The organism is Bacillus mycoides (assembly GCF_001757995.1).
Classification (GTDB): domain Bacteria; phylum Bacillota; class Bacilli; order Bacillales; family Bacillaceae_G; genus Bacillus_A; species Bacillus_A mycoides_B.
Genome location: NZ_LXLV01000064.1, coordinates 83,187 through 109,843, shown reverse-complemented (window position 1 = coordinate 109,843; position 26,657 = coordinate 83,187). Strand labels below are relative to the sequence as shown.

Annotated in this window: 29 protein-coding genes; 24 read left to right on the top strand and 5 right to left on the bottom strand. The window is 36.9% G+C overall.

Features of this window, described 5'->3' with window-relative positions; genetic code table 11:
* The first annotated feature begins 192 nt into the window (after positions 1-192).
* On the top strand, positions 193-1,686 hold the full coding sequence (locus BWGOE10_RS21760; protein ID WP_171903134.1) for a YcdB/YcdC domain-containing protein: 1,494 nt from the start codon (positions 193-195) through the stop codon (positions 1,684-1,686).
* A gap of 54 nt (positions 1,687-1,740) precedes the next feature.
* On the opposite strand, the gene BWGOE10_RS21755 is transcribed toward BWGOE10_RS21760, so the two are convergent.
* Complete coding sequence (locus BWGOE10_RS21755) at positions 1,741-1,971, bottom strand: hypothetical protein (protein WP_070144916.1); 231 nt, start codon at positions 1,969-1,971, stop codon at positions 1,741-1,743.
* Positions 1,972-2,229: 258 nt separating this feature from the next.
* Between BWGOE10_RS21755 and sigK the strand changes: the two genes are divergently transcribed.
* Positions 2,230-2,943 (top strand): RNA polymerase sporulation sigma factor SigK, encoded by a 714-nt coding sequence (gene sigK / locus BWGOE10_RS21750; RefSeq protein WP_000051382.1) that lies wholly within the window; start codon positions 2,230-2,232, stop codon positions 2,941-2,943.
* 291 nt (positions 2,944-3,234) lie between these two features.
* Positions 3,235-4,023, top strand: coding sequence for a phosphatidylserine decarboxylase (locus tag BWGOE10_RS21745; RefSeq protein ID WP_070144915.1), 789 nt, complete (start codon positions 3,235-3,237; stop codon positions 4,021-4,023).
* A gap of 152 nt (positions 4,024-4,175) precedes the next feature.
* On the opposite strand, the gene BWGOE10_RS21740 is transcribed toward BWGOE10_RS21745, so the two are convergent.
* A complete protein-coding gene (locus tag BWGOE10_RS21740; protein WP_002015226.1) occupies positions 4,176-4,331 on the bottom strand; it encodes a sporulation histidine kinase inhibitor Sda in 156 nt (51 codons plus the stop codon).
* A gap of 246 nt (positions 4,332-4,577) precedes the next feature.
* On the opposite strand from BWGOE10_RS21740, the gene BWGOE10_RS21735 reads away from it, so the two are divergent.
* From BWGOE10_RS21735 to BWGOE10_RS21700, 8 genes are all read left to right on the top strand, one after another.
* A complete protein-coding gene (locus tag BWGOE10_RS21735; protein WP_070144914.1) occupies positions 4,578-5,090 on the top strand; it encodes a YqeG family HAD IIIA-type phosphatase in 513 nt (170 codons plus the stop codon).
* Between the two features lie 3 nt (positions 5,091-5,093).
* Entirely contained in the window at positions 5,094-6,200 is a 1,107-nt protein-coding gene (yqeH, locus tag BWGOE10_RS21730) for a ribosome biogenesis GTPase YqeH (protein ID WP_002122628.1), read from the top strand.
* A gap of 15 nt (positions 6,201-6,215) precedes the next feature.
* Entirely contained in the window at positions 6,216-7,049 is an 834-nt protein-coding gene (aroE, locus tag BWGOE10_RS21725; RefSeq protein ID WP_070144913.1) for a shikimate dehydrogenase, read from the top strand.
* A gap of 4 nt (positions 7,050-7,053) precedes the next feature.
* On the top strand, positions 7,054-7,347 hold the full coding sequence (yhbY, locus tag BWGOE10_RS21720) for a ribosome assembly RNA-binding protein YhbY (RefSeq protein ID WP_002015220.1): 294 nt from the start codon (positions 7,054-7,056) through the stop codon (positions 7,345-7,347).
* 135 nt (positions 7,348-7,482) lie between these two features.
* Entirely contained in the window at positions 7,483-8,052 is a 570-nt protein-coding gene (locus BWGOE10_RS21715; RefSeq protein ID WP_070144912.1) for a nicotinate-nucleotide adenylyltransferase, read from the top strand.
* Positions 8,042-8,611: a bis(5'-nucleosyl)-tetraphosphatase (symmetrical) YqeK gene (yqeK, locus tag BWGOE10_RS21710; RefSeq protein ID WP_070144911.1), complete on the top strand. Its 570-nt coding sequence runs from the start codon at positions 8,042-8,044 to the stop codon at positions 8,609-8,611. The genes BWGOE10_RS21715 and yqeK overlap by 11 nt, the downstream gene beginning before the upstream one ends.
* Positions 8,608-8,964, top strand: coding sequence for a ribosome silencing factor (gene rsfS, locus BWGOE10_RS21705; RefSeq protein WP_000653209.1), 357 nt, complete (start codon positions 8,608-8,610; stop codon positions 8,962-8,964). Before yqeK ends, rsfS begins: the two co-directional genes overlap by 4 nt.
* A complete protein-coding gene (locus BWGOE10_RS21700) occupies positions 8,961-9,710 on the top strand; it encodes a class I SAM-dependent DNA methyltransferase (protein ID WP_002111917.1) in 750 nt (249 codons plus the stop codon). Before rsfS ends, BWGOE10_RS21700 begins: the two co-directional genes overlap by 4 nt.
* A 172-nt stretch (positions 9,711-9,882) precedes the next feature.
* On the opposite strand, the gene comER is transcribed toward BWGOE10_RS21700, so the two are convergent.
* Positions 9,883-10,710, bottom strand: coding sequence for a late competence protein ComER (comER, locus tag BWGOE10_RS21695; protein WP_070144910.1), 828 nt, complete (start codon positions 10,708-10,710; stop codon positions 9,883-9,885).
* A 77-nt stretch (positions 10,711-10,787) separates the two neighbouring features.
* Between comER and BWGOE10_RS21690 the strand changes: the two genes are divergently transcribed.
* From BWGOE10_RS21690 to BWGOE10_RS21680, 3 genes are all read left to right on the top strand, one after another.
* A complete protein-coding gene (locus BWGOE10_RS21690) occupies positions 10,788-11,387 on the top strand; it encodes a helix-hairpin-helix domain-containing protein (protein WP_070144909.1) in 600 nt (199 codons plus the stop codon).
* Between the two features lie 63 nt (positions 11,388-11,450).
* Positions 11,451-12,008: a ComE operon protein 2 gene (locus BWGOE10_RS21685; protein ID WP_002088698.1), complete on the top strand. Its 558-nt coding sequence runs from the start codon at positions 11,451-11,453 to the stop codon at positions 12,006-12,008.
* 14 nt (positions 12,009-12,022) lie between these two features.
* Positions 12,023-14,344, top strand: a complete 2,322-nt coding sequence (locus BWGOE10_RS21680) for a DNA internalization-related competence protein ComEC/Rec2 (RefSeq protein ID WP_070144908.1) — start codon at positions 12,023-12,025, stop codon at positions 14,342-14,344.
* A 28-nt stretch (positions 14,345-14,372) separates the two neighbouring features.
* On the opposite strand, the gene BWGOE10_RS21675 is transcribed toward BWGOE10_RS21680, so the two are convergent.
* Entirely contained in the window at positions 14,373-14,507 is a 135-nt protein-coding gene (locus tag BWGOE10_RS21675; protein ID WP_000997609.1) for a YqzM family protein, read from the bottom strand.
* Between the two features lie 348 nt (positions 14,508-14,855).
* Here BWGOE10_RS21675 and holA point away from each other — a divergent pair, with 348 nt between their 5' ends.
* On the top strand, positions 14,856-15,866 hold the full coding sequence (gene holA / locus BWGOE10_RS21670) for a DNA polymerase III subunit delta (RefSeq protein ID WP_070144907.1): 1,011 nt from the start codon (positions 14,856-14,858) through the stop codon (positions 15,864-15,866).
* Positions 15,867-15,950: 84 nt separating this feature from the next.
* Here the strand turns inward: holA and rpsT are convergent, their stop codons facing one another.
* A complete protein-coding gene (gene rpsT, locus BWGOE10_RS21665) occupies positions 15,951-16,208 on the bottom strand; it encodes a 30S ribosomal protein S20 (RefSeq protein ID WP_002122607.1) in 258 nt (85 codons plus the stop codon).
* Positions 16,209-16,388: 180 nt separating this feature from the next.
* On the opposite strand from rpsT, the gene gpr reads away from it, so the two are divergent.
* From gpr to dnaJ, 9 genes are all read left to right on the top strand, one after another.
* Entirely contained in the window at positions 16,389-17,492 is a 1,104-nt protein-coding gene (gene gpr / locus BWGOE10_RS21660; RefSeq protein WP_070144906.1) for a GPR endopeptidase, read from the top strand.
* Positions 17,492-17,854 (top strand): DUF3679 domain-containing protein, encoded by a 363-nt coding sequence (locus BWGOE10_RS21655; RefSeq protein ID WP_070144905.1) that lies wholly within the window; start codon positions 17,492-17,494, stop codon positions 17,852-17,854. The genes gpr and BWGOE10_RS21655 overlap by 1 nt, the downstream gene beginning before the upstream one ends.
* A gap of 208 nt (positions 17,855-18,062) precedes the next feature.
* The gene (lepA, locus tag BWGOE10_RS21650) at positions 18,063-19,886 is read left to right on the top strand and encodes an elongation factor 4 (RefSeq protein WP_070144904.1); all 1,824 of its coding nucleotides are present in this window, start codon (positions 18,063-18,065) and stop codon (positions 19,884-19,886) included.
* Between the two features lie 194 nt (positions 19,887-20,080).
* The gene (locus BWGOE10_RS21645; protein WP_070144903.1) at positions 20,081-20,449 is read left to right on the top strand and encodes a winged helix-turn-helix transcriptional regulator; all 369 of its coding nucleotides are present in this window, start codon (positions 20,081-20,083) and stop codon (positions 20,447-20,449) included.
* 57 nt (positions 20,450-20,506) lie between these two features.
* Complete coding sequence (hemW, locus tag BWGOE10_RS21640; protein ID WP_070144902.1) at positions 20,507-21,646, top strand: radical SAM family heme chaperone HemW; 1,140 nt, start codon at positions 20,507-20,509, stop codon at positions 21,644-21,646.
* Positions 21,647-21,779: 133 nt separating this feature from the next.
* The gene (hrcA, locus tag BWGOE10_RS21635; protein ID WP_070144901.1) at positions 21,780-22,796 is read left to right on the top strand and encodes a heat-inducible transcriptional repressor HrcA; all 1,017 of its coding nucleotides are present in this window, start codon (positions 21,780-21,782) and stop codon (positions 22,794-22,796) included.
* A gap of 114 nt (positions 22,797-22,910) precedes the next feature.
* The gene (gene grpE / locus BWGOE10_RS21630; RefSeq protein ID WP_070144900.1) at positions 22,911-23,477 is read left to right on the top strand and encodes a nucleotide exchange factor GrpE; all 567 of its coding nucleotides are present in this window, start codon (positions 22,911-22,913) and stop codon (positions 23,475-23,477) included.
* A 26-nt stretch (positions 23,478-23,503) separates the two neighbouring features.
* A complete protein-coding gene (gene dnaK, locus BWGOE10_RS21625) occupies positions 23,504-25,339 on the top strand; it encodes a chaperone protein DnaK (RefSeq protein WP_046957566.1) in 1,836 nt (611 codons plus the stop codon).
* A 202-nt stretch (positions 25,340-25,541) separates the two neighbouring features.
* Positions 25,542-26,648 carry a chaperone protein DnaJ gene (dnaJ, locus tag BWGOE10_RS21620; protein WP_070144899.1) on the top strand — a complete coding sequence of 369 codons (1,107 nt, stop codon included), beginning with the start codon at positions 25,542-25,544 and terminating at the stop codon, positions 26,646-26,648.
* The last annotated feature ends 9 nt before the right edge of the window (positions 26,649-26,657 follow it).

Below are 26,657 nucleotides of genomic sequence, written 5' to 3'. Positions count from 1 at the left end.
TCAACCCCTTTCAAATGAAATTATATATGAATAAACGTCATTGTTAGTAATTTCATTATGTACAATTCTTATAGTAATAGATTCATGTGAAATTCGTATGAACTAATTGTTTCAGTTTTTTGTCTTTTTTTGTTAATGAGTTTTGGTTTTGTTTGTTATAATTACCTTAAATTGTAATCAGGGAGAGGTATAATGAATCAAAAAGATAAAGATAGAAAAGAGCAAGTCGCTCATATTATTGAAATTCCAGATGAATATAGGCTTGTTGTAGATGATCAAGAAGGAGTGGATGACCCGTATCATCTATTATGGTGGGAACATAAAGAGGATGAGGAGAAACAGATACAAATTTCATTAAATAGACATACTGGTAATTTAATTGAATTTAGGATAGATGATGAAAATTATTTTTTGAGTGATAAGGAAGCGATAGAGGAGAATAAGGCAAGAGAAATTGCAAATATATGTATAAAAAAATATATGGAAGAAAGATTAGAATTTTATACATATGTGTCAATTAAGGGTGACTGGCGTGGTTGGAAAGAAATAAATTATATGCAAGAAGTGAATGGATATCCATTGCCGAATACAGGATGTGTTGTGCGAGTGCATCCTTCAGGTAATGTTGTGCATTTTCATTACAATGGACAAAAAGCTATAGAGAAAAAACCGTTATGGCCAATTGAAATTGTTGAGGAGAACGTCGTTTTAGAAGCTTTGAAAGCTAGACAAGATATGAGACTTGTATTTGTAGATTTAACATACTCTTCATGTAAATATGAAAATGGAGAAGAAATAAAAGGGTACCATCTTGTGTATGAGCCAGAACCTAGTCATGCGTTTATTGATGCAAGTACAGGTAAGAATTTGTTTGGACCAGATCACTATAAATTACCTCCAACAGTAGCTGTTACCAAGCCAGAAAAAAGTAGTCGACAAGATGATATATTCGATTTGTTTGACTGGGATAAAGAAAGTTTTACAAAAGTAGATGAGACGGAAAACGAAGATGAAATAAGGATAAAATTTGTCCCGAAAGAGGAATTGCAAAAACAGAAAGAAGAAAAGAATCCATATTTAATGAATGAATTCTTTAAAAAGCATTTACCGATGTTAAAATATAATAATTTAGTTGGCATTACGATTGATAAATCAACCAATGAATTAATTGGTTTTATAAAACTGACAGACGATAAAGAAGTAAAACAAATACTGTCTAGAGAAGAATGTTTACAAAAAGCACTTCAATTTTTAGAACGAGTTATTCCAGATGTTACACAATATCTTCGTCTTTGGGAAGAACATGAAGAAGCAGAAGATGGGATTGAAAGATTTACCTTTTCCGTATATGTGAATGGGATTCCAATAAACTATATGCAATTTATGATTAACATCAATACAGAAAATGGTGCTGTGATGCACTACTCAGGAGAACCTAGCAACTTTATAAAAGAATTGCTCACATATGAAACAACACCAAAAGTGACAAAAGAAAAAGCGTTAGAAATATACCAAGAGGCCATCCGAGTTAAATTAGAATGGTTTATAGATCATGATGCAGAGGAAACGAAATACGAACTACTGTATAAACAAACGACGGATGAAAATCATAAAGAGCCCTTCGAGTGTAGTCGAGAAATTCGTTATATTGATGCCCACACTGGGGAAAAGATTTGGAGTAAATAAGTCTTTAAATAGGGAAAAAGGTCTTCGAGAGAAGACCTTTTTTAGAAAGAACGATTATTCTTCGCATGCATCAATTTTGTATAACCACTTTTGTACACTGGCAGGTGGTCCTTCTGTTCTCCACTTTGTTGTACACATTCCGCAAGAACAGTGAACTTTTCCTTTTGCAAAAATACCGACAATTTCAGGAGTATATCCCCATGCGTGTTTTGCAATATTCATCTTTCGGTGCATTGTACGCTGACGTTGGTGTCTTGTATAAGCGCGTGTTCTTTCAAATTTCATATTTGTAATCCCTCCTTGTAGTACAAGCAGCTTGCAAGAGCGTACAAGGAGTTCATCTCTTACAAGCTACTTCTGAACAAGAGGGTAATGAAATGTTTCATATTCCACTCTCCTATCTTTTGTTTAAGTATACGTATCGAAGCTTTTTGCGACAAATATTATGCTTAAAAACATGGTGGAATGACATCGTACAGACACAAACAACCTCATGCCCACATACACATAGTAAAGACCACTATTTTGGCGGAGGTGAAAGGTTTGAGTCTATTCGCCGCAATTGGATATATGGTTCGAGAAGTGTTTGTATTTGTTTCTTATGTGAAGAACAATGCGTTCCCGCAGCCGTTATCATCAGATGATGAGAGAAAGTACTTAGAGTTAATGGAGCAAGGTGATGCTCAAGCGAGAAATCTTTTAATTGAACATAATTTACGGCTTGTAGCTCATATTGTTAAGAAATTCGAAAACACTGGTGAAGATGCAGAAGATTTAATTTCAATTGGTACCATTGGGCTTATTAAAGCGATTGAAAGCTATTCAGCAGGGAAAGGAACTAAGCTTGCGACATATGCAGCACGCTGTATCGAAAATGAAATTTTGATGCATTTACGTGTGCTGAAGAAAACGAAAAAAGATGTTTCACTTCATGATCCAATCGGGCAAGATAAAGAGGGGAATGAAATATCGCTTATTGATATATTAAAATCAGAATCTGAAGATGTAATTGATATGATTCAGCTTAGTATGGAGTTAGAAAAAATTAAAGAGTATATCGATATTTTAGACGAACGAGAGAAAGAAGTAATTGTGAAGCGTTTTGGACTGGGGCTTGATAAAGAGAAAACACAGAGAGAGATTGCGAAGGCGCTTGGTATTTCCAGAAGCTACGTATCAAGAATTGAAAAGCGCGCTTTAATGAAAATGTTCCATGAATTTGTAAGGGCAGAGAAAGAGAAAAAAGCAAAAGAATAATGTATATTGTAGGCAGCTACACTTTAAAAGTGGCTGCTTTTCTTTCGGGAAAACGGAAAGAAAACGAGCTGTTCTAAGAAGAAATACATGTTCACTGTTGAAAATGGCGGGTTCTATCTGTAATATTAGAAGGTGCTAAACAATTTAAGAATAAAAATGATACTTAGTTTTTCTTCGTGTATAACGAGACGGCTCCATTCTATATGTGGGAATAAGAACCAATTTTACATATGATATAGAGAGAAAAGAAGGGGAAACTAAAGTTATAGGCTGATTAGGAGGTTTCGTAATTTGCGACGGACATTATATCGACTTATGATCGAACTTACAAATGGTCGTTTTACTTCTTATATATTACGTAAATTTGCACAATCTCGTTTGAGCTCTATCATTATTCCATCGTATGCGAAAGTTTTTCAAATTAATCAAGATGAGATGGAAAAGGGTTTGAAGGAATATCGAACATTGCATGATTTATTTACACGTAGGCTAAAAGAAGGAAAGCGTAGTATTGATACTGATGCATCGAGTATCGTTAGTCCTGTTGATGGTGTTTTTGCTGATCAAGGTCCTATTGAGGATACAAAAACATTCAATATAAAAGGAAAGCGTTATTCAATTGTGGATATGCTAGGTAATGAAGAGCGTGCAAAGCGATATGCAGGCGGTACATATATGGTAATTTATTTGAGTCCAAGTCATTATCATCGTATTCATAGCCCGCTCTCTGGCTCTGTGACTGAAAGATTTGTACTTGGCAGAAAATCATATCCGGTAAATGCAGCGGGTATGGAGTATGGGAAAGAACCATTGTCAAAAAATTATCGCTCTGTTACAGAAGTAAATAGTGAAGGCGAACATATGGCGCTTGTAAAAGTAGGTGCTATGTTTGTTAATAGTATCGAGCTCCTTCATGAAAGAAGTACTGTTCAAAAAGGTGAAGAGATGGCATACTTTACATTTGGCTCAACAGTTGTTTTATTATTTGAAAAAGATATGATTAAAGCAGTGCAGGAATTGACAAGTGGGCAAGAGCTGCGTCTTGGTGAAAAAATTGCAACCCGAGTATCTCATAAGTAAAGAAAAGATTTTATAATATACTTATGAAGCTCTAATTAAGAAATGTGGACAAAGATGCTTAATGAAGAAATCCCCTAGATGGGAGTACTTGTTTATTCGAGAGCCATCGCAGGATGGCTCTTTTTACAGGTCAATCAGCAATCTATATGTACTCAAGAAGATTTGACGAGCTTGTCCTCTAACGAGCGTCTAATAATTTCTTGTTTTATAAGTAAAATGAAGTCGGGATTTAATTTTAGTTCTTTTGCTTTATAATAAGACTCAGTGAGTAAATCAGTAGATAACTGTTCCATATGTTTTGTTTTCAAGGTGAGTCACCTCCTAATAATATAAGGATTGATTCGTTGTTGCATTTAATGTACCAAAAAAATATGACAGTCACAAACAAGAGGTTATCCACATACCTCAGTGGATAAAATGTGTATAGAATGTTAGTAAATTCCGAATTGACTGAAAAATTAGCGTGGAAAGTGTGTACAAGTTTATCCACAGGTTATCTATCGAAAAATGTTGTCGAAAAATTTTATGAAAAATCCTCAAAGAGGTGAAAGAAATTGAAGTTATTTTTACCAAATGAATATGTGAAAAATGTATATCATGTTCAAGCAGAAGATTTGAAAAAACGTGGAATTAAAGGAGTTATCACTGATTTAGATAACACTTTAATTGAATGGGATCGTCCAAACGCAACACCACAGCTTGAAGAGTGGTTTTTGAAAATGAAAGAAAACGATATTCAAGTAACGGTCGTTTCAAATAATAACGAGCAACGCGTTAAAGACTTCGCTGATCCATTAGGTATTCCGTTTATTCATAGTGCACGCAAACCGTTTGTTCGCGCATTTAAGCGTGCGATACACGAGATGCACCTGCAGCCAGATGAAGTTGTAGTAATTGGAGATCAGTTACTAACGGATGTGCTCGGCGGAAATCGAGTGGGACTTCATACAATTTTAGTTGTACCGGTAGCGCAAACGGACGGATTGGTGACACGCTTTAATCGAAAAATTGAACGAAGAATTATGAGAAACATGAAGAAAAAAGGCTTAATTAACTGGGAGGAATAAAGTTTGACTGAAACAATTAAATGTATTGGTTGCGGTGTAGAAATTCAAACAGAAAATAAAAATGAAGTAGGATACGCTCCTGCATCATCTTTAGAAAAAGAACAAGTAATTTGCCAACGTTGTTTTCGTTTGAAACATTATAACGAAATTCAAGATGTATCTTTAACAGATGATGATTTCCTTCGTATTTTGAATGGAATTGGACAATCAGACGCACTAGTGGTTAAAATCGTAGATATTTTCGATTTCAATGGTAGCTGGTTACCGGGCTTACATCGTTTTGTAGGGAACAATAAAGTATTACTTGTAGGGAATAAGGCTGACTTAATTCCAAAGTCAGTTAAGCATGATAAAGTAAAACATTGGATGCGCTATAGTGCAAAGCAACTTGGTTTAAAACCAGAAGATGTCTTTTTGATTAGTGCAGCTAAAGGACAAGGAATTACTGAACTTGCTGATGCAATTGAGTATTATCGCGAAGGTAAAGATGTTTATGTTGTTGGATGTACGAATGTTGGTAAATCAACATTTATTAATCGTATGATTAAAGAGTTTAGTGATGAGACTGAGAATGTAATTACAACATCACATTTCCCAGGAACAACGCTTGATTTAATTGATATCCCATTAGACGAAACGTCATCTTTATACGATACACCAGGTATTATTAACCATCATCAAATGGCGCACTATGTTGGGAAACAAAGCTTGAAGCTTATTACACCGACTACAGAAGTTAAGCCAATGGTATTCCAATTAAATGAAGAACAAACATTATTCTTTGGTGGATTAGCACGATTTGATTATGTAAGTGGAGGCCGTCGTGCATTTACTTGTCATTTCTCAAACCGTTTAACAATCCATCGTACAAAGCTTGAAAAGGCTGATGAATTGTACGAAAGACACGCTGGAGAATTATTGAATCCACCGACACCAGAAGAATTAGAAAATATGCCTGAGTTTGTGAAATATGAATTTAATATTCGTGAGCCAAAAACGGATGTTGTATTCTCTGGATTGGGCTGGGTTACTGTAAATGAATCAGGAGCGAAAATTGTTGCTCATGTACCAAAGGGAGTAAGTGTTTCATTACGTAAATCTTTAATTTAATATGGAGAGGGATTTATGAAACAATTATATGGTGTAATCGGAAATCCAATTGGACATTCATTATCACCCGTTATGCATAACGATGCATTTGAACACTTGAATATGGATGCCCATTATCATGCGTTTCTTGTAGAAGAAGAAGCACTAGGGGAAGCAGTAAAAGGTTTGAAAGCATTAGGTATTTCAGGATTTAATGTAACGACTCCGCACAAAGTTGCAATTATGGAGTACTTGGATGAGGTTGCCCCGCTAGCAAGGCAAATCGGTGCGGTAAATACAGTAGTTCATCGAGATGGAAAATTGATTGGGTATAATACAGATGGAATTGGTTTTGTTCGTGCCTTGCAGTCAATTAGTGAAGATCCACTTCAAGAGAAACGTATTTTATTAATCGGTGCAGGTGGTGCTAGTCGAGCTATTTACTTCTCGCTTGCAGATGTAGGTGTGAAAGAAATTGATATTGCTAATCGTACGAGAGATAAGGCGGAAAATCTTATTGCTGGGTGCATGGCAAATGTTAATTCGCATGCTCTATCGTTAGAATGCGCAGCAGAAAATCAAGGGGAATATGATATTATCATCCAAACAACAACGATAGGCATGCATCCACATGTTGAGTATACGCCGCTGGAAATTCGTTCGTTGAAACAAGGAACGATTGTTTCTGATATTATTTATAATCCATTTGAGACGAAAATTTTAGGCGATGCGAAAGAACAAGGTGCAATAATTCAAAATGGAATCGATATGTTCGTTTATCAAGGTGCACTTGCATTTGAAATGTGGACAGGATGTGTGCCGAATATTGATAGAATGAAACAATTAGTAATGAGAGAGCTTGGAGGCTAATTATATGTTAACAGGAAAACAAAAAAGATTTTTACGTGCAAAGGCACATCATTTAACACCGATTTTTCAAGTTGGAAAAGGTGGCGTGAATGAAAATATGGTGAAACAAATTGGAGAAGCATTAGAAGTTCGTGAACTATTTAAAGTGAGCGTATTACAAAACTGTGAATTTGACCGTAGTGAAGTTGCAGAAGAGCTTGCACAAGGTGCACGAGCTGAAATCGTTCAAGTAATCGGAAGCACAATTGTTTTATACAAAGAATCAAGAGAAAATAAGCAGATTAAGCTTCCTCGATAAAAGATATACGTGAGTTATTTGGTAATGGACGCTTGATATGTAGAAAGCGAAACCAATTGAACTTTTATTAACAGTGGGCTCTCTTCGAATATTTATGGGGAGAGTTGCTGTATGTAAAAGGAAGGAGTGTTTCTTTTGAGAAAAATTGGCATTATTGGTGGCACGTTTGATCCGCCTCATAATGGGCATTTGTTAATTGCAAATGAAGTGTATCATGCTTTAGGGTTGGAAGAGGTATGGTTTTTGCCGAATCAGATTCCACCGCACAAGCAAGGACGTAACATTACGAGTGTGAAAAGTCGATTAAACATGCTGCAAATAGCGGTTGAGGAAGAAGCATACTTTTCAATTTGTTTAGAAGAGCTAGACAGAGAAGGCCCATCTTATACGTACGACACTATGGTACAATTAACGGAGAAGTATCCGGATGTGCAGTTTCACTTTATTATTGGCGGAGACATGGTTGAGTATTTGCCGAAGTGGTATAACATTGAAAAGTTACTTAAGCTTGTGACTTTCGTTGGAGTTGCAAGACCAGGTTATACATTACATACGCCTTATGATATCGTAAAAGTGGAAATTCCGGAGTTTGCAGTTTCTTCTTCTCTGTTACGTGAGAGATATATGACGAAGAAAACGTGCAAATATTTACTCCCCGAAAAAGTACGGGTATATATCGAGAGGAATGGGCTGTATGAATCGTGATGAAGCACTTAGTATTGTCAAACAACAAATGCATGAAAAACGTTATATACACACGGTTGGTGTAATGGAAACAGCGATTGAACTTGCCCGGTTATATGGTGTAGATGAGAAAAAGGCAGAGACGGCTGCTATATTTCACGATTATGCAAAATGTAGAGCGATTCCAGAAATGGAAGAGATTATTAAGAGAGAAGCTTTGCCGAAGGATCTACTGCACTATAACAAAGAGTTATGGCATGCACCTGTTGGGGCATACTTAGTAGAAAAAGAAGTAGGCATTACTGATCCTGAAATTCTACAAGCTATTACATATCATACAAGTGGTCATGAAAAAATGACAATGTTAGATAAAGTTATTTATGTAGCAGATTACATTGAACCAGGACGTAAGTTTCCGGGTGTGGAAGAAGCGAGGAAACTCGCATATAAAGATATAAATCAAGCTTTACTGTTTGCTTTAAAGCGAACAATTCAATTTTTAATGGAAAAAGATCAAACGATTTATCCATTAACATTCCAAACATACAATGCAGTTATCAAGGAGGAAATTAATAAATGAAAGATAAAGAGTTATTAGTATTAGCGGCAAAAGCAGCTGATGATAAGAGAGCAGAAGATATGGTTGTACTAAATATGCAAGGTATTTCACCGATTGCGGACTATTTTATTATTTGTCACGGAAATTCAGACAAGCAAGTACAAGCAATTGCACGTGAAATTAAAGCGAAGGCACATGAGTTCGAGATTAACGTACAACGTATGGAAGGTTTTGATGAAGCGCGTTGGGTTTTAGTAGACCTTGGTGATGTGGTTGCTCATGTATTCCATAAAGACGAGCGTAATCACTATAATTTAGAGCGTCTATGGGGCGATGTGCCGCGTGAAGATATTGCAGATGAGCTAGATCAATGAAATACGAACAATTTGCTTTGCTGTATGACGAACTGATGAATGATGTCCCTTATGATAAATGGGTGGAATTCACAGAGGAAAGTTTGCAACAGGCATCTATGAAAGAGGCAAAAATTCTTGACGTAGCATGTGGAACTGGTAACGTAACACTTCCGCTTGTGCGAAAAGGTTATGATTTAATTGGTGTAGATCTTTCGGAAGAAATGTTAACTGTCGCACAGCAAAAATTGGGAGGGGAAGGTTATTTTATTCCTTTTTACCAACAAGACATGAGAGAACTCGATGTTCCTGGTGAATTTGATTGTGTGACAATCTTTTGTGACTCATTAAATTATGTATTGCAAGAAGATGGAGTGCAAGAGACATTTAGAAGAGTTTTCCACCATTTACGTCAGGATGGCTTGTTTTTATTTGATGTACACTCTTTATATAAAATACATCACGTATTTCAAAATGAAACATATACAGTGAACGGCGAAGAAATATCACTTATTTGGAACTGCTTCCCTGGAGAAGAATCAGATAGTGTGGAACATGATTTGACATTCTTTGTACAAGATTCAGAAGAAGATGTGTATCATCGTTTTGACGAATGTCACGTGCAGCGTGCATATTCGGTTGAAGTGTTAACAAAATGGCTTGAAGAAGCTGGGTTTACAGTACTTCGCGTCACAGGTGACTTTGAACGAATTGAAGTGACAGAACAAACAGAGCGCATCTTTTTTATGGCGAAGAAGAATGGATAAAACAAAAGCAACCGATAAGGTTGCTTTTGTTTTATAAAAAAGATGTAGTTTTAGTTCTAGAAAAATAAAAAGATGATATGTGTAAAGTGTAAAAATGCTAGTTTTAGTGGAAATGTAGCATGAAAAAGATAAGTGTTAATAAAAAGGGTTTGGGATTATGATGGCGTATTTATTATGTGTGTTTATTGAATTGCTGCTCAACGCATTTTAAATCTTCATCAAATTTCTCATGTGTCCGTTCGATTAATTTATGAAACATATCCCCAACGTGCTCTTCTAAAATACGAATACCTTCTCCTGTAACACCGCCTTTAACGCATACCTTTTCTTGTAAAGTAGGTAATGTGAAAATTTCTTTTTCAAGTAATTTCCCCATTCCAATGACCATTTCACTTACTAAAGTAGTGGCTTCTTCATGTGTAATATTTGTTTTATCTACAGCAGCGTTAATGAAACATTGTAATAAATAACTAAAAAAAGCAGGGCCGCAGCTTGCTATATCAGATGAAACGCGCGTTATATCTTCTTCTATAACAAGGGGAGTAGAAATGTTTTTGAATAGACGAAGTAGTTTTTGTTGCCATTCTAGAGAGCAGTTATTTCCAAATGTAAATAGTGATGCGCCGGATAAGGCGCGGTTTGTGATGCTTGGAATGATACGAGCGACGTGGCAAGGTATAACTGTTTCTAATTGTGATGGAGATATGGGGCTTGTGATAGAAACTAAGCAATTTTCGTCTGAAAAATGTTCAGCGTATTTTTGTAGAATAGGGTATATATCTATCGGTTTTACGCAAATGAAAATAAGCTGGGATTGTTCGATTACCTCTTGGATTGTTTTGGCTATATGAACAGAAGGGTATTTTTCTTTTATATGATATGCTTTGGCAGGCGTCCGATTAATAATAGTAAGGCACGAAGGTTTGACAGCACGGGTTTCTAAAAATGCATCGATTAGTATATTCCCCATGTTCCCTGTCCCTATAATTCCTATGTTCAATGTTTCATCCCTCCTTCGTAACAGCTTTCTCCTAAACAATATGAATGATGTTATAAATTTATGATTAGAGGTGTAAAATGATGTGGGATTTTCCGAAAAAATGGTTGGGATTAGTAGCTATTATTGGAACTATCATTTTTCTTTTTTTCTGGAAAACGAATCAGCATACAGAGCAAACGCTCATTACAACGGAAGTTCAAGCGAAAGATGTGGAGAAAAAAATTAAACCGAAAGTATTGGATACAAAGGAGCAGAAAAAAATAATTATAATTGATGTGAAAGGGGCGGTTTTTAAAGAAGGTGTGTATGAAATGAAGGAAGGGGACCGGGTGAAGGAGGCAGTTGAAAAAGCTGGTGGTTTGTTGCCGGATGCAGATATGAAGAAAGTGAATTTGGCACAAATGGTCCAAGACCAAATGCTTCTTTATGTTCCTAACAAGAATGAGCCAATGCAAGAAGGGGCTACTTTTTCAAAAAGCGAGGGTAAAGTGCAAATAAATACAGCTTCTAAAGAGCAACTTGAAAAAATTACAGGCATTGGTTCTCGGAAGGCAGAAAGTATTTTGAAATATCGAGAAGAACACGGCCCGTTTCAGAAAATAGATGATTTATTGGAGATTGATGGGATTGGTGCGAAGTCTTTAGAGAAAATAAAAGATCAAATTATTATTCCGTAAAAGATTGACGAAGTTTTTCTTTTTTCGCTACACTACAATTAGACAAAAAAGAAGGTGAAAAATATGGAACGAATTTCATGGGATCAATATTTTATGACGCAAAGCCATCTACTATCTTTACGTAGTACATGTACAAGGCTTGCGGTAGGAGCGACAATCGTTCGTGATAAACGAATTATTGCTGGTGGATATAACGGCTCAATTAAGGGTGGTGTACATTGCATAGACGATGGTTGCTATGTCATTGATAATCATTGCGTTCGTACAATTCATGCGGAAATGAATGCTTTATTGCAATGTGCGAAGTTTGGTGCAAAAACAGAGGAAGCGGAAATTTATGTCACACATTTTCCTTGTTTGCAGTGCTGTAAGGCGATTATTCAAAGTGGTGTTACAGCAGTTTATTATGCACAGGATTATAAAAATCATCCGTATGCCGTAGAGTTATTTGAACAAGCGAGTGTAACAGTGAAGCACGTTCCGCTAGAATATGATATTACATCGCTAGAGGAACAAGAGCGTCATTTGCAGCTAAAGGAATTATTCGCAGCTTTAGAAAAAGATAATTTATCAATGGAAGAATTACAGCGTGTATTCACTAAAGCGAAAATGATGCTATAAGGAGTGAGTATGAGTTGAATGGACAATGGGGCTATGTTGCAATCTCGTTTATAATTGGGATTGCAATTACCTTTTCCGCATTGCATTTGTTGACTGCTTGTTGTTTCGTTTGTTATGTTTTATTTTGTTTATATCGTACTTCGCGTAAAACCTTCATATTTTGTATGATAGCGTGTTTTAGTGGCGCTATGTACACCACGTATGTTCAGAGTCGAAATAAGCCGCTAGGGGAGCCCTACGAAGTTACACGAGGGGTCGTGCAAAATACACCTCTAATTAATGGGGATCGTCTCTCTTTTCAAATTGAAGATCAGAATAAAAACTTAGTGCAGTTAAACTATAAAATACAATCTGCTTCGGAAAAGAAGCAGTTGCAACAATTACATGCAGGTATATCGTGTACATTTAAAGGGGAGGTGAAACAACCACAAACTGCCCGGAATTTTCATGTCTTTGATTATCGTAATTATTTATTTCAGCAAAAAATACATTTTATATTTGATGTGACATACATTTCTGAATGTCAAAAAACATCGTTGTCACTCGTGCAATGGATTTTCCTTCTCAGGCAACAAACAATCTCGAAAGTTACAGAAATGTTCCCAGAACAATCAGGTGCATTTATGAACGCATTATTATTTGGAGATCGACAACAAATGACGTTTGAAGTAGAAGAGCAATATCAACAATTTGGTCTTATACATTTGTTGGCAATTTCAGGGTCGCATATCGTATTATTAATGGTTATAATGTATTTTGTTTTACTAAGAAGCGGTGTGACGAAAGAGACAGCAACAGTATGCCTTATAGTTTGCATTCCACTGTATATGATCATAGCTGGGGCATCGCCATCTGTTGTGAGGGCTTCTATAACAGGAGTTTTATTGTTAGTAGCTTTCATGTGCTCTATTCGCTTATCTAGTCTAGACGCCTTAAGTATAACAGCTATATGTATGCTTATATACGATCCGTATCTTCTTTTCAACATTGGATTTCAATTCTCATTTGTAGGTAGTTTTGCTTTACTACTATCTGCGCCGATATTATTAGGGCGTAGTAATGGAGTAGTTCGAAATTCTATTTACATTTCTATAATTTCACAGCTCGCTAGTACCCCCATCTTGTTATATCATTTTGGTTATTTTTCTCCTTATAGTATTTTCCTCAATCTTATATATGTTCCTTTTCTATCCATTATTGTATTGCCGTGTAGCATTATTATTCTTATATGTATGCCGGTTATTCCATTTTTCGCAAAAGGAATTGCATATGTACTTTCATTATGTTTAACCATTTCTAATGATTTTCTAAGTTACTGTGAAAGTTTCCCTTTCATCCGACTTACTTTTGGTCAAACTCCTTTACTTCTTGTGGCTATATATTGTTTTAGTATCGTTAGTATATTTGTGATTTGGGAAAGAGTAATAACGAAAAAATTTTTGTGCATAGTCGTGGGTGTATTTCTTTTTATTAGTACTTGTCATTATGTATATCCATATTTTCGCGAAAGTGGGAGTGTTACATTTCTTGATGTTGGACAGGGAGATGCAATATTAATTCGTCTCCCGTACGATAAAGAGGTTTATCTTATTGATACAGGTGGAGCCCTTCCTGTCAAGAAGGAAGCGTGGCAACAGAAAAAGCATGAATTTTCTGTTGGGCATGATATTATTGTTCCTTTTTTACAAAAAGAAGGTATAAAAACGATTGATAAATTAATTGTAACGCATGGAGATACGGATCATATAGGTGCTGCGCTGGATTTGCTGTCATCTATGATTGTAAAAGAAGTTGTATTTGGGAGAAAGGAACAAGATGCTGTATTGGAAAGATTGGTGAAGAAAAAGGCGTTAGAAAAGAGCATGAAGATAAGTGTAGTAGGAGAAGGGGAAGGTTGGAGGGTAAATGAAGCGGAATTTTTCGTATTAGCTCCAAAAGGAAAAGAAAAGGGAGAAAATGACTCTTCGATTGTACTATGGGCCAGACTAGGAGGACTAACATGGCTATTTACGGGTGATTTAGAAGAAGAAGGAGAAAAGTTTATAGTATCGACATATCCTGATTTGCGGGCTAATATTTTAAAAGTTGCACACCATGGGAGTAAAACATCATCTACAGACCCTTTTTTAAGCCTTGTACAGCCTAGTGTAGCGATTATTTCTGTGGGGGAGCGTAATAGGTATGGGCACCCGCATAAGGAAGTTATAGAGCGTTTTGAGAAGATGGGTATTGATATATGGCGTACGGATAAGCAAGGTTCTATTTCCTATGTTTTTAATGGAGAAAAAGGAACCTTTCAAAGTAAAATCACATATGATGAAACACATAGAAGATGAAAAAAAGACTGCCATTAAGCAGCAGCCTTTAAGAACCGATGAATTTAATAACAGTTGCAATAATGAAAAGTGTTGCGAAAAAACCAAATGAGACGATAAATCCTACCCCTGAATCAATAGCGTCATTGCGTTTACTTTGAACGTTTTGTTCAAAATCATTCATTTAGAATCCCTCCCCAACATTCCATTTTAGTATAAAATATTGTCAGAAAAAAATCTACAATTTCCATGTGAAGCGAAATAGAGTATTTGTACACTTCTTCTAGTTAGCTAAGTAGCGTGAATTTTTCATTTCCAATCATGTTAACAGTTGGCACTTATACTAAGATTATTATTGTAAATAATAAAGGGAAGGTGATTACCGCACACCAATAAGAAATCCGGGGCTTATTGCGTGGCGTTTTATATAAATAAAGGGGCGGGGTATAAAGCCCGTCCCTTTGTACTTGTAAAACAAAAGCTAGGGCATTAGTATAAATATATATTGCCAAGTTAGGGAGTAGGAAAAAATATGAGTGATATACATAAGAAGATTAAAAAGAAACAGTTCGCTCCGTTGTATGTACTGTATGGAACGGAAGCCTATTTTATAAATGAAACGATAAAACTTATTACAACGGAAGCGCTTGAAGAGGAAGATCGAGAGTTTAATGTTGTGACATACGATTTGGAAGAAGTGTATTTAGAAGATGTAGTTGAGGATGCGCGTACGCTTCCTTTTTTTGGAGAGCGTAAAGTTATATTAATAAAATCACCATTATTTTTAACGGCACAAAAAGAAAAATTAGAACAAAATATAAAAATTTTAGAAGAATATATTGGGGAGCCATCTCCTTTTTCTATTCTTGTTTTTGTTGCGCCTTATGAAAAATTAGATGAACGAAAAAAAATTACAAAACTACTAAAGAAAACAGCGGATGTAATAGAAGCAAATACGATGCAAGTGCAGGATGTTCAGAAGTGGATTGTTTCTCGTGCGGATGAGGTGCATGTGCATATTGATAATGCAGCTGTTAGTTTGTTGTTAGAGCTTGTGGGAAGTAATATAACAATGTTGGCGAAGGAAATGGACAAGTTAACGTTATACGTCGGTATGGGCGGAGAAATTACGCCAAAACTTGTCACGGAACTTGTGCCGAAATCTGTTGAGCAAAATGTGTTTGCTTTAACGGAAAAAGTGGTAAAAAAAGATATCGCTGGTGCGATGCAAATTTTAGACGGATTATTTACACAGCAGGAAGAACCAATTAAGCTGCTCGCGTTATTAGTAAGTCAGTTCCGCTTGCTACATCAAGTGAAAGAGTTGCAACAGCGTGGTTACGGACAAAATCAAATTGCTTCCCATATTGGTGTGCATCCGTACCGGGTAAAGTTGGCGATGAATCAAACGAAATTTTTCTCTTTTGAAGAATTAAAAAAAGTTATTATAGAATTAGCGGAAGCTGATTATAGTATGAAGACTGGAAAGATGGATAAGAAACTTGTGCTTGAGTTTTTCTTAATGCGGTTAAATCATATGTAGTGACACAAAAAAGTTCACGTACTTAGTACGTGAACTTTTTTGTGTATATAAAAAACGATCCGAATGGATCGTTTTTTAAACGCCTTACGCGTTTACTTGTTTCGCTAAGCGAGATTTTTGACGAGCTGCAGCGTTTTGGTGGATAAGACCTTTACGAGCTGCTTTGTCAAGTTTTTTAGAAGCAGTTTTGAAAGCTTCTTTAGCATTTTCAAGATCGTTATTAGTAACTAAAGCTTCTACAGTTTTAACAGCAGTACGCATGTCAGACTTGATAGAAGCGTTATGTGAACGACGCTCTTCGCTAAGTTTAGCGCGTTTGATAGCAGATTTGATGTTTGCCATACTTTTCACCTCCCTGGTGCAATCGAATGACTCGATTCTTACATAGAACAAGTGATATTTTATCAAACGGTGAAGAGAATTGCAATAGTATATCAATGAAATTTCACGTAAAGGAAAGAATGACCTAATATAACTTGGGGAAATCTAACGATATTTACTATGAATTACGGAGGAGATACGATGAAAGAACCATTAGATTTAAGTAAATATAGTGTTAGAACTGACCTTGCTGTAGAGGCGCACCAAATGCTGCAAGAGCGCCAAGAAGAACAAAAAGGGATACAAGGAGTAATTGTAAAAGAGAGGAAAGAAGAGGGAGTTACAATTACAAAAGTAACTATTGATGAAATTGCATCTGAGTCGATGGGGAAAAAACCTGGGAATTATTTAACTCTTGAGGTGCAAGGTATACGACAACAAGATACGGAACTTCAGCAAAAGGTAGAGCGTATTTTTGCAAAAGAATTTTCTTATTTCTTAGAAGAGGTTGGAGTTTCAAAAGAAGCGAGTTGTTTAATCGTCGGGCTTGGGAATTGGAATGTAACGCCGGATGCACTCGGACCGATAGTTGTAGAGAACGTATTGGTGACGAGACATTTGTTTAAATTGCAGCCTGAAAGTGTGGAAGAAGGGTTTAGACCTGTTAGTGCGATTCGTCCAGGGGTAATGGGAATTACAGGGATTGAAACGAGCGATGTCATTTACGGAATTATTGAGAAGACAAAACCAGACTTTGTCATCGCAATTGATGCATTAGCTGCGCGTTCTATTGAACGAGTAAATAGTACGATACAAATTTCTGATACAGGAATTCATCCAGGATCTGGTGTTGGGAATAAGCGTAAGGAACTAAGTAAAGAAACATTAGGAATTCCTGTTATTGCGATTGGTGTTCCAACTGTAGTAGACGCAGTTTCTATTACGAGTGATACGATCGATTTTATTTTGAAGCACTTTGGAAGAGAGATGAAAGAGGGACATAAGCCGTCACGGTCTTTATTACCAGCAGGATTTTCATTTGGAGAAAAGAAAAAACTAACAGAAGAAGATATGCCGGATGAAAAGAGTCGAAATATGTTTTTAGGAGCTATTGGTACGTTAGAAGAAGAAGAAAAGAGAAAGTTGATTTATGAAGTGTTATCGCCTCTTGGTCATAATTTAATGGTAACCCCAAAAGAAGTAGATGCGTTTATTGAGGATATGGCAAATGTAATAGCAAGTGGTTTAAATGCAGCGCTGCATCATCAGATTGATCAAGATAATACAGGGGCATATACACATTGATGGAAAAAGGCAGAAATAGTTTGAGTCAATTTACGCTGTTATGTATATGCGGTACAGTCTTATGTTTGCTTATGATGATAGCTGGAGTGGGACTCGCTAATCATGGTCTGAAAAGTATGAAGGGGTATCGTCAGCTGTCATATGAACAAATTGCTCATATGACAGGAACAGAAGGCGCTGGGGCTGAATCGGAAATTTCGAGAGAGACGTTTTCGGCTATTGAAAAACAAAAACAGTTAGAAAGCTTAAGAAGTTTTAATGTTGTAGAAGGTATCGGTATGGCGATAGCAAGTGTTGCTCGTGATATGACAAAGTTTGGAACGGATATAGTTGTTGGGGCAATAAAAGGAATTTTTAGTTAAGGGTAGCGGGAAGGACGGTTGTCTTATGTTTGTAAGAGAGCTGTCTTTTAATTTGAAAAAGGTTTGTCTCTTATGGTTTGTTCGCATAAGATATAGATAGAGTGATTTGTATTGTAAGCAGCACGAGTTTTCATTGAATCTTTGCTGCTCTATTGATATAATCAGTGCTAGTGTATATTGGCGAGACTATTAGGAGTTGAGAACATAGATGAATAAAGAAGAAAGAGCAAAAAGACAGTCGAAAATTCGTAACTTCTCCATCATTGCTCACATTGACCACGGGAAATCAACGTTGGCAGACCGTATTTTGGAGAAAACAAACGCGTTGGCACAGCGCGAAATGAAGGCGCAATTGCTTGACTCTATGGAGTTGGAGCGTGAGCGCGGTATTACAATTAAATTAAATGCAGTACAACTAACGTATAAAGCGAAAGACGGTGAAGAGTATATTCTTCACTTAATCGATACTCCAGGACACGTCGACTTTACGTACGAAGTATCTCGTAGTTTAGCGGCTTGTGAAGGTGCAATTCTTGTTGTGGATGCAGCGCAAGGAATTGAGGCGCAAACATTAGCGAACGTATATTTAGCGCTTGATAATAATTTGGAAATCTTACCAGTTATTAATAAAATCGACTTACCAAGTGCGGACCCAGAACGCGTACGTCAAGAGGTAGAAGATGTAATTGGTTTAGATGCATCGGAAGCTGTACTTGCTTCAGCGAAAGCTGGCATTGGTATTGAAGATATTTTAGAACAAATCGTTGAAAAGGTACCAGCTCCAACAGGTGATTCAGAAGAACCGTTACAATGTATGATTTTCGATTCTTTATATGATCCGTACCGCGGTGTAATTGCATATATCCGTGTTGTAAATGGAACGGTAAAAGTTGGCGATAAAGTACGTATGATGGCAACTGGAAAAGAATTTGAAGTAACAGAAGTAGGTGTGTTCACACCAAAAACAACGCAACGTGACGAGTTAACAGTAGGTGATGTAGGTTTCTTGGCAGCGTCTATTAAAAATGTAGGCGATACACGTGTTGGTGATACGATTACACATGCGAAACGTCCGGCTGGAGAGCCGTTAAAAGGATATCGTAAATTAAACCCAATGGTATTCTGTGGTTTATATCCAATCGATTCTGCGCGTTATAACGACTTACGTGATGCGTTAGAAAAACTAGAATTGAATGATTCTGCTCTTGAATTTGAGCCTGAAACATCTCAAGCTTTAGGTTTTGGTTTCCGTTGTGGTTTCTTAGGGCTGCTTCACATGGAGATTATTCAAGAACGTATTGAACGTGAATTCAAGATTGACTTAATTACAACAGCGCCAAGCGTTATTTATAAAGTGTATTTAACAAGCGGTGAAGATCTTATTGTTGATAATCCATCTAATATGCCAGATCCACAGTCTATCGATCGTGTAGAAGAGCCGTTTGTGAAGGCTGCAATTATGGTTCCGAATGACTATGTTGGAGCTGTAATGGAAATTTGCCAAGGGAAACGTGGAACGTTTATTGATATGCAATATTTAGATGAAACACGTGTTACATTGACATATGAAATCCCGTTATCAGAAATCGTATATGATTTCTTCGATCAATTGAAATCAAATACGAAAGGATATGCATCATTTGACTACGAGTTAATTGGTTATAAACCATCTAAACTTGTGAAAATGGATATTCTTTTAAATAATGAACAAGTGGATGCTTTATCATTTATTGTACATCGTGATTCAGCGTATGAACGTGGTAAAGTAATTGTAGAGAAATTACAGAAATTAATTCCAAGACAACAGTTTGAAGTGCCAATTCAGGCGACTATCGGAAATAAAGTCGTATCTCGTTCTACAATCAAGGCGATGCGTAAAAACGTACTTGCAAAATGTTACGGTGGTGACATTTCTCGTAAGCGTAAACTTCTTGATAAGCAAAAAGAAGGTAAAAAACGTATGAAGTCTGTTGGTTCTGTAGAAGTGCCGCAAGAAGCATTCATGGCTGTACTGAAAATGGATGATAACTAATAGAGTGAAACTATAATTAGTGGGGATTTTTCTATTCTTCGCTAATTATTAGCCCGCACCAATTGTGATAAAAGTAGAAGCCGTTCGTTCGGCTTCTTTTTTATATGCTAAGTACTTTTTAGACATCTTATCATCTCTCATTTACAATAGTGAGAGAGCTTTTTAGTGATTGATATAGAGTTAGGAGATTATTAATGTCCGAAAATATTCGAAAAGATATTCGAGAGAAAATACAGAATGGTAATTTTAATTGTGAAAAGGAACTGACGCTTTCTATTATTAGCGGAAAGTGGAAAGTTGTGATATTGTGGCATCTCGGTGTGGAAGGGCCTCATCGTTTTAGTGAATTACAGCGACTATTCCCGAGCATTTCTCATAAAGTGTTGTCGAATCAATTAAAAGAGTTGATGGAGGATGGGATTATTGATCGAACAGTATACCCGGAAATCCCTCCGCGAGTTGAGTACTATATGACGGAATTAGGTATGTCGCTTTTGCCAATCGTTGAAATGATGTATGATTGGGGAAAAATGCGAATGGAACAAATTCGTAACACGTTATAAAAGTAAAGGACCCTCCGGAGCGCGGAGGTTTTCTTTTTAGAAAGGTAGGAGTTATATTTGGTACAAGCTGCATATATTCATATTCCATTTTGTCAGCATATTTGTCACTATTGTGATTTTAATAAAGTGTTTATTGAACGCCAGCCGGTAGATCAATATTTAGAGTATTTAGAGAAAGAAATAATAAACACGGTTCAAAAAGTACCGTTTGATAGTATGAAAACGATTTTTGTTGGTGGAGGAACGCCGACAGCATTAAATATGGAGCAAACAAAAAAACTACTCGATATCATTAATCGTCGTTTGCGTCCGTTTGCTCCGAATTGTGAATTAACGTTTGAAGCGAATCCAGGCGACTTACCGAAAGAGAAGTTGAACTTATTACTAGAAGGTGGAGTAAACCGAATTAGTTTTGGTGTGCAAACGTTTCGTGATGAGCTACTTGAGAAGATTGGGCGTAAACATACGAGGGAAGATGCATTTGTAGCAATTCGAGAAGCGCAGGAAGTGGGCTTTACAAATATTAATGTAGATATTATCTATGCTTTGCCAGGACAGACGATAGAAGATGTAAAAGAAACATTAGACATTGCCTTTACGCTTGGTGTACAACATTTCTCAGCATATTCATTAATTGTGGAACCGAAAACAGTCTTTTATAACTTAATGAATAAAGGGAAGTTGAGACTTCCGGGTGAAGACCATGAAGCGAAAATGTATGAAATGGTAATGGATGAAATGGAGAAACATGGTTATAGCCAGTATGAAATTAGCAACTTCTCAAAAGGTGATAATGAAAGTAGACATAATCTCACATACTGGAATAATGAAGAGTATTATGGGTTTGGAGCTGGAGCGCATAGTTATGTAAATGGGGAACGTATCCAAAATGTAGGGCCGCTCAAGCAATATTTCACGAAAATTGATGAAACAGGCTTTCCTTATTTAGATGTTCATGAAGTGACTGAGAAAGAAAAAATGGAAGAAGAGTTGTTTTTAGGACTTCGAAAAACAAAAGGTGTTTCCAAGATAGAGTTCCAAAAGAAATTCAATGTGGAGATGGATCAAGTTTTCGCGAAGCAGTTACAAAGCAATCAAGAACAAGGATTGCTTGAAGAGAGAGATGGATATGTGCGTTTAACACGAAAAGGAAAATTATTGGGGAATGAAGTGTTCCAGTCATTTTTGATTGACTGATTAAATGTTCCATAAACGTGAAAAAGTTTCATTATTTCGTGACGTTTCCGTTGACAATTGAATGTCAATTTTGGTAAGTTATTAATAGATTTAGCACTCGAAGACAAAGAGTGCTAACAGAGGTGATGATGAGATGCTTACGGAACGTCAGCTCTTAATTTTACAAACAATTATTGATGACTTTATTGGATCAGCGCAACCAGTGGGGTCGAGGACGTTGGCTAAGAAAAATGAAATTACGTTTAGTTCAGCTACTATTCGAAATGAAATGGCTGATCTAGAGGAACTAGGATTTATTGAAAAAACGCATAGTTCTTCTGGGCGTGTTCCTTCTGAGAAAGGATACCGATTTTATGTAGACCATCTTTTAGCGCCACAAAACTTACCGACCGATGAGATTGTACAAATTAAAGATTTATTTGCTGAAAGAATTTTTGAAGCAGAAAAAGTTGCACAGCAATCTGCTCAAATTTTATCAGAGCTTACGAACTATACGGCCATTGTTCTTGGGCCTAAGTTAAGCACAAATAAACTTAAAAACGTACAAATTGTACCGCTTGATCGTCAAACAGCAGTCGCTATTATTGTAACGGATACAGGGCATGTACAAAGTAAAACGATTACCGTTCCGGAATCTGTTGATTTATCAGATTTAGAAAAAATGGTTAATATTTTAAATGAAAAGCTATCGGGTGTACCTATGTCGGAACTTCATAATAAGATCTTTAAAGAGATTGTTACAGTCTTGCGTGGGTATGTTCATAATTACGATAGTGCAATAAAAATGTTAGATGGTACATTTCAAGTTCCTTTATCGGAAAAGATATACTTTGGAGGAAAAGCAAATATGCTTTCGCAACCAGAGTTCCATGACATTCAAAAAGTAAGGTCCTTGCTGACGATGATTGATAACGAAGCTGAGTTTTATGATATTTTGCGTCATAAACAAGTTGGTATTCAAGTGAAAATTGGTAGGGAAAATTCTTCGATAGCTATGGAAGATTGTAGTTTAATTTCTGCAACGTATTCGATTGGAGAAGAGCAACTAGGAACAATTGCGATTTTAGGTCCGACGAGAATGCAGTACTCTCGTGTAATTAGTTTGTTGCAGTTATTTACAAGACAATTTACAGACGGTCTTAAAAAGTAAATGAGAGTAATACATTCGCTCAAGTGATGAAATTTTCATTGCTGTGTGTAATATATAATGCTTAGGTAATCATGCTATACATGATACTTAATACCTTTTAAGGAGGTGAAAATTGTGGAAGAGCGTAACGAACAAGTGGTAGAAGAAGTGAAAGAAGCGCAAGTTGAAGAAGCTGTCACGCCAGAAAACAGTGAAAAAACTGTAGAAGAAAAAAGTGAGGCTGCTCTTTTACAAGAAAAAGTAGATGAGTTACAAGCGAAACTAACGGAAACGGAAAGTCGCACATTACGTCTACAAGCTGATTTTGAAAATCATAAGCGCCGTGTCCAAATGGATAAACAGGCTGCTGAAAAATATAGAGCACAAAGTTTAGTTTCAGATATTTTGCCAGCTCTTGATAATTTTGAAAGAGCGATGCAAGTGGAAGCAACTGATGAGCAAACGAAATCCTTGTTACAAGGTATGGAAATGGTGCATCGTCAATTGCTAGAAGCGTTGACTAAAGAAGGTGTTGAAGTGATTGAATCTGTTGGTAAACAGTTTGATCCTAATGAGCACCAAGCTATTATGCAAGTGGAAGACAGTGAATTTGAATCAAACGCGGTTGTGGAGGAATTCCAAAAAGGTTATAAACTAAAAGACCGTGTGATTCGCCCATCAATGGTAAAAGTAAATCAATAATTTACATAAAAGTAGGAGGAATCGCCATGAGTAAAATTATCGGTATTGACTTAGGTACAACAAACTCTTGTGTAGCTGTTATGGAAGGTGGAGAACCAAAGGTTATCCCAAATCCAGAAGGAAACCGTACAACACCTTCTGTTGTAGCTTTCAAAAATGAAGAGCGTCAAGTTGGGGAAGTTGCGAAACGTCAAGCAATTACAAACCCAAATACAATTATGTCTGTTAAACGTCATATGGGTACAGACTATAAAGTAGAAGTTGAAGGTAAAGATTATACACCTCAAGAAATTTCTGCAATCATTTTACAAAACTTAAAAGCTTCTGCTGAAGCATACTTAGGTGAAACAGTAACGAAAGCTGTTATTACAGTACCTGCATACTTCAACGATGCAGAGCGCCAAGCAACGAAAGATGCTGGTCGTATCGCTGGTTTAGAAGTTGAGCGTATCATTAACGAACCAACAGCAGCAGCACTTGCTTACGGTTTAGAAAAACAAGATGAAGAACAAAAAATCTTAGTATATGACTTAGGTGGCGGTACATTTGACGTATCTATCCTTGAGTTAGCAGACGGCACATTCGAAGTTATTTCAACTGCTGGTGACAACCGTCTTGGTGGAGATGACTTTGACCAAGTTATCATCGATCACTTAGTAGCTGAATTCAAAAAAGAAAACAACATTGATTTAAGCCAAGATAAAATGGCACTTCAACGTTTGAAAGATGCAGCTGAAAAAGCGAAGAAAGATCTTTCAGGTGTAACACAAACACAAATTTCATTACCATTCATTAGTGCTGGAGCTGCTGGTCCATTACACTTAGAATTAACGTTAACAAGAGCTAAATTCGAAGAAATTTCAGCTGGTCTTGTTGAAAGAACATTAGAGCCAACTCGTCGTGCATTAAAAGACGCTGGTTTTGCTCCAAGCGAATTAGATAAAGTTATTCTTGTTGGTGGTTCTACTCGTATCCCAGCTGTACAAGAAGCAATTAAACGTGAAACTGGTAAAGAGCCATACAAAGGTGTAAACCCGGATGAAGTTGTAGCATTAGGTGCTGCAGTTCAAGGTGGCGTACTTACTGGTGATGTAGAGGGCGTTCTATTATTAGACGTAACTCCACTTTCTTTAGGTATCGAAACTATGGGTGGTGTGTTCACGAAATTAATCGAGCGTAACACTACGATTCCAACAAGTAAGTCACAAGTATTCTCAACAGCTGCTGATAACCAACCAGCGGTAGACATTCATGTACTACAAGGTGAGCGTCCAATGTCAGCTGACAACAAAACATTAGGTCGTTTCCAATTAACAGACCTTCCGCCAGCACCACGTGGAATTCCACAAATCGAAGTAACATTCGATATTGATGCGAACGGTATCGTTAACGTACGTGCAAAAGACTTAGGAACAAGCAAAGAGCAAACTATTACAATCCAATCTTCTTCAGGTCTTTCTGATGAAGAAGTAGATCGTATGGTACAAGAAGCTGAAGCAAATGCTGACGCTGACCAAAAACGTAAGGAAGAAGTTGAACTTCGTAACGAAGCTGACCAACTTGTATTCCAAACAGACAAAGTTGTAAAAGATTTAGAAGGTAAAGTAGATGCAGCTGAAGTAGCGAAAGCAACGGAAGCGAAAGAAGCATTACAAGCGGCAATCGAGAAAAACGAACTTGAAGAAATCCGTGTGAAAAAAGATGCTCTTCAAGAAATCGTACAACAATTAACTGTTAAATTATACGAGCAAGCTCAAGCGGCTGCAGGGCAAGCAGAAGGTGCACAAGGAGCACAAGACGCTGGCGCGAAAAAAGATAATGTAGTAGACGCTGAGTTTGAAGAAGTAAAAGAAGACAAGTAATACAGTGAAATAAAATAAGTAAGATGACAAAAAGTCAAAGTCAAGCGTGCCTTGGCTTTGGCTTTTTTCACGAATAAGAAGAAATGTGTGAGGATCTAAAGTTTTTTATTTTGCATACTGTAAGTGAGGAAACTTTGTTGCAAAGCACTTTCTTTCGATGTTAAAATTACGTTTATGTGAAAGATTCGGGGGTTGCAAATTTATGAATAAACGAGACTATTATGAGGTCCTTGGACTTAGCAAGGGCGCTTCTAAAGATGAAATAAAAAAAGCGTATCGTCGTTTGGCTAAAAAGTACCATCCAGACGTAAGTAAAGAAGAAAATGCAATTGAAAAGTTTAAAGAAGTACAAGAAGCATACGAAGTATTGAGCGATGATCAAAAGCGTGCGCAGTACGATCAATTTGGTCATGCTGGTGCAAATCAAGGCTTCGGTGGCGGAGGAGACTTCGGCGGTGGTTTCGGTTTCGAAGATATCTTTAGTTCGTTCTTTGGTGGCGGTGGCGGCCGACGTCGTGATCCAAATGCTCCGCGCCAAGGTGCTGACTTACAATATCAAGTCACTTTAGATTTTGAAGAAGCTATTTTTGGTAAAGAATTAAATGTTGAGATTCCAGTGGAGGATCCATGTGATACTTGTAAGGGTAGTGGAGCAAAACCAGGGACTTCAAAAGAAACATGTAAACATTGTTCAGGATCAGGGCAAGTAAGTGTAGAACAAAATACACCATTTGGGCGTATTGTAAACCGTCAAGCTTGTGGTCATTGTTCAGGATCAGGTCAAATGATTAAAGAGAAATGTACGACATGCCATGGTTCTGGTAAAGTTCGTAAACGTAAAAAAATCAATGTCAAAATTCCAGCGGGTATCGATAATGGTCAACAAATTCGTGTATCTGGAAAAGGTGAAGCAGGCGTAAATGGCGGACCGGCAGGTGACTTATATGTTGTTGTTCATGTGAGAAGTCATGAATTCTTTGAGCGTGAAGGGGATCATATTATTTGCGAAATGCCATTAACATTTGCGCAAATGGCACTTGGTGCGGAAGTAGAAGTTCCTACCGTTCATGGGAAAGTGAAGCTGAAAATTCCAGCAGGAACACAAACAGGAACAGAATTCCGCTTAAAAGGAAAAGGTGCTCCGAACGTACGTGGATATGGTCAAGGAGATCAATATGTAGTCGTTCGTGTTGTTGTGCCGACGAAATTAACTTCACATCAAAAAGATTTATTGCGTGAATTTGCAGGGCAAGAAGAGCAGGATGATAGCTTATTCGGAAAGCTTAAACGTGCTTTCAAAGGGGAATAATGGAAATGA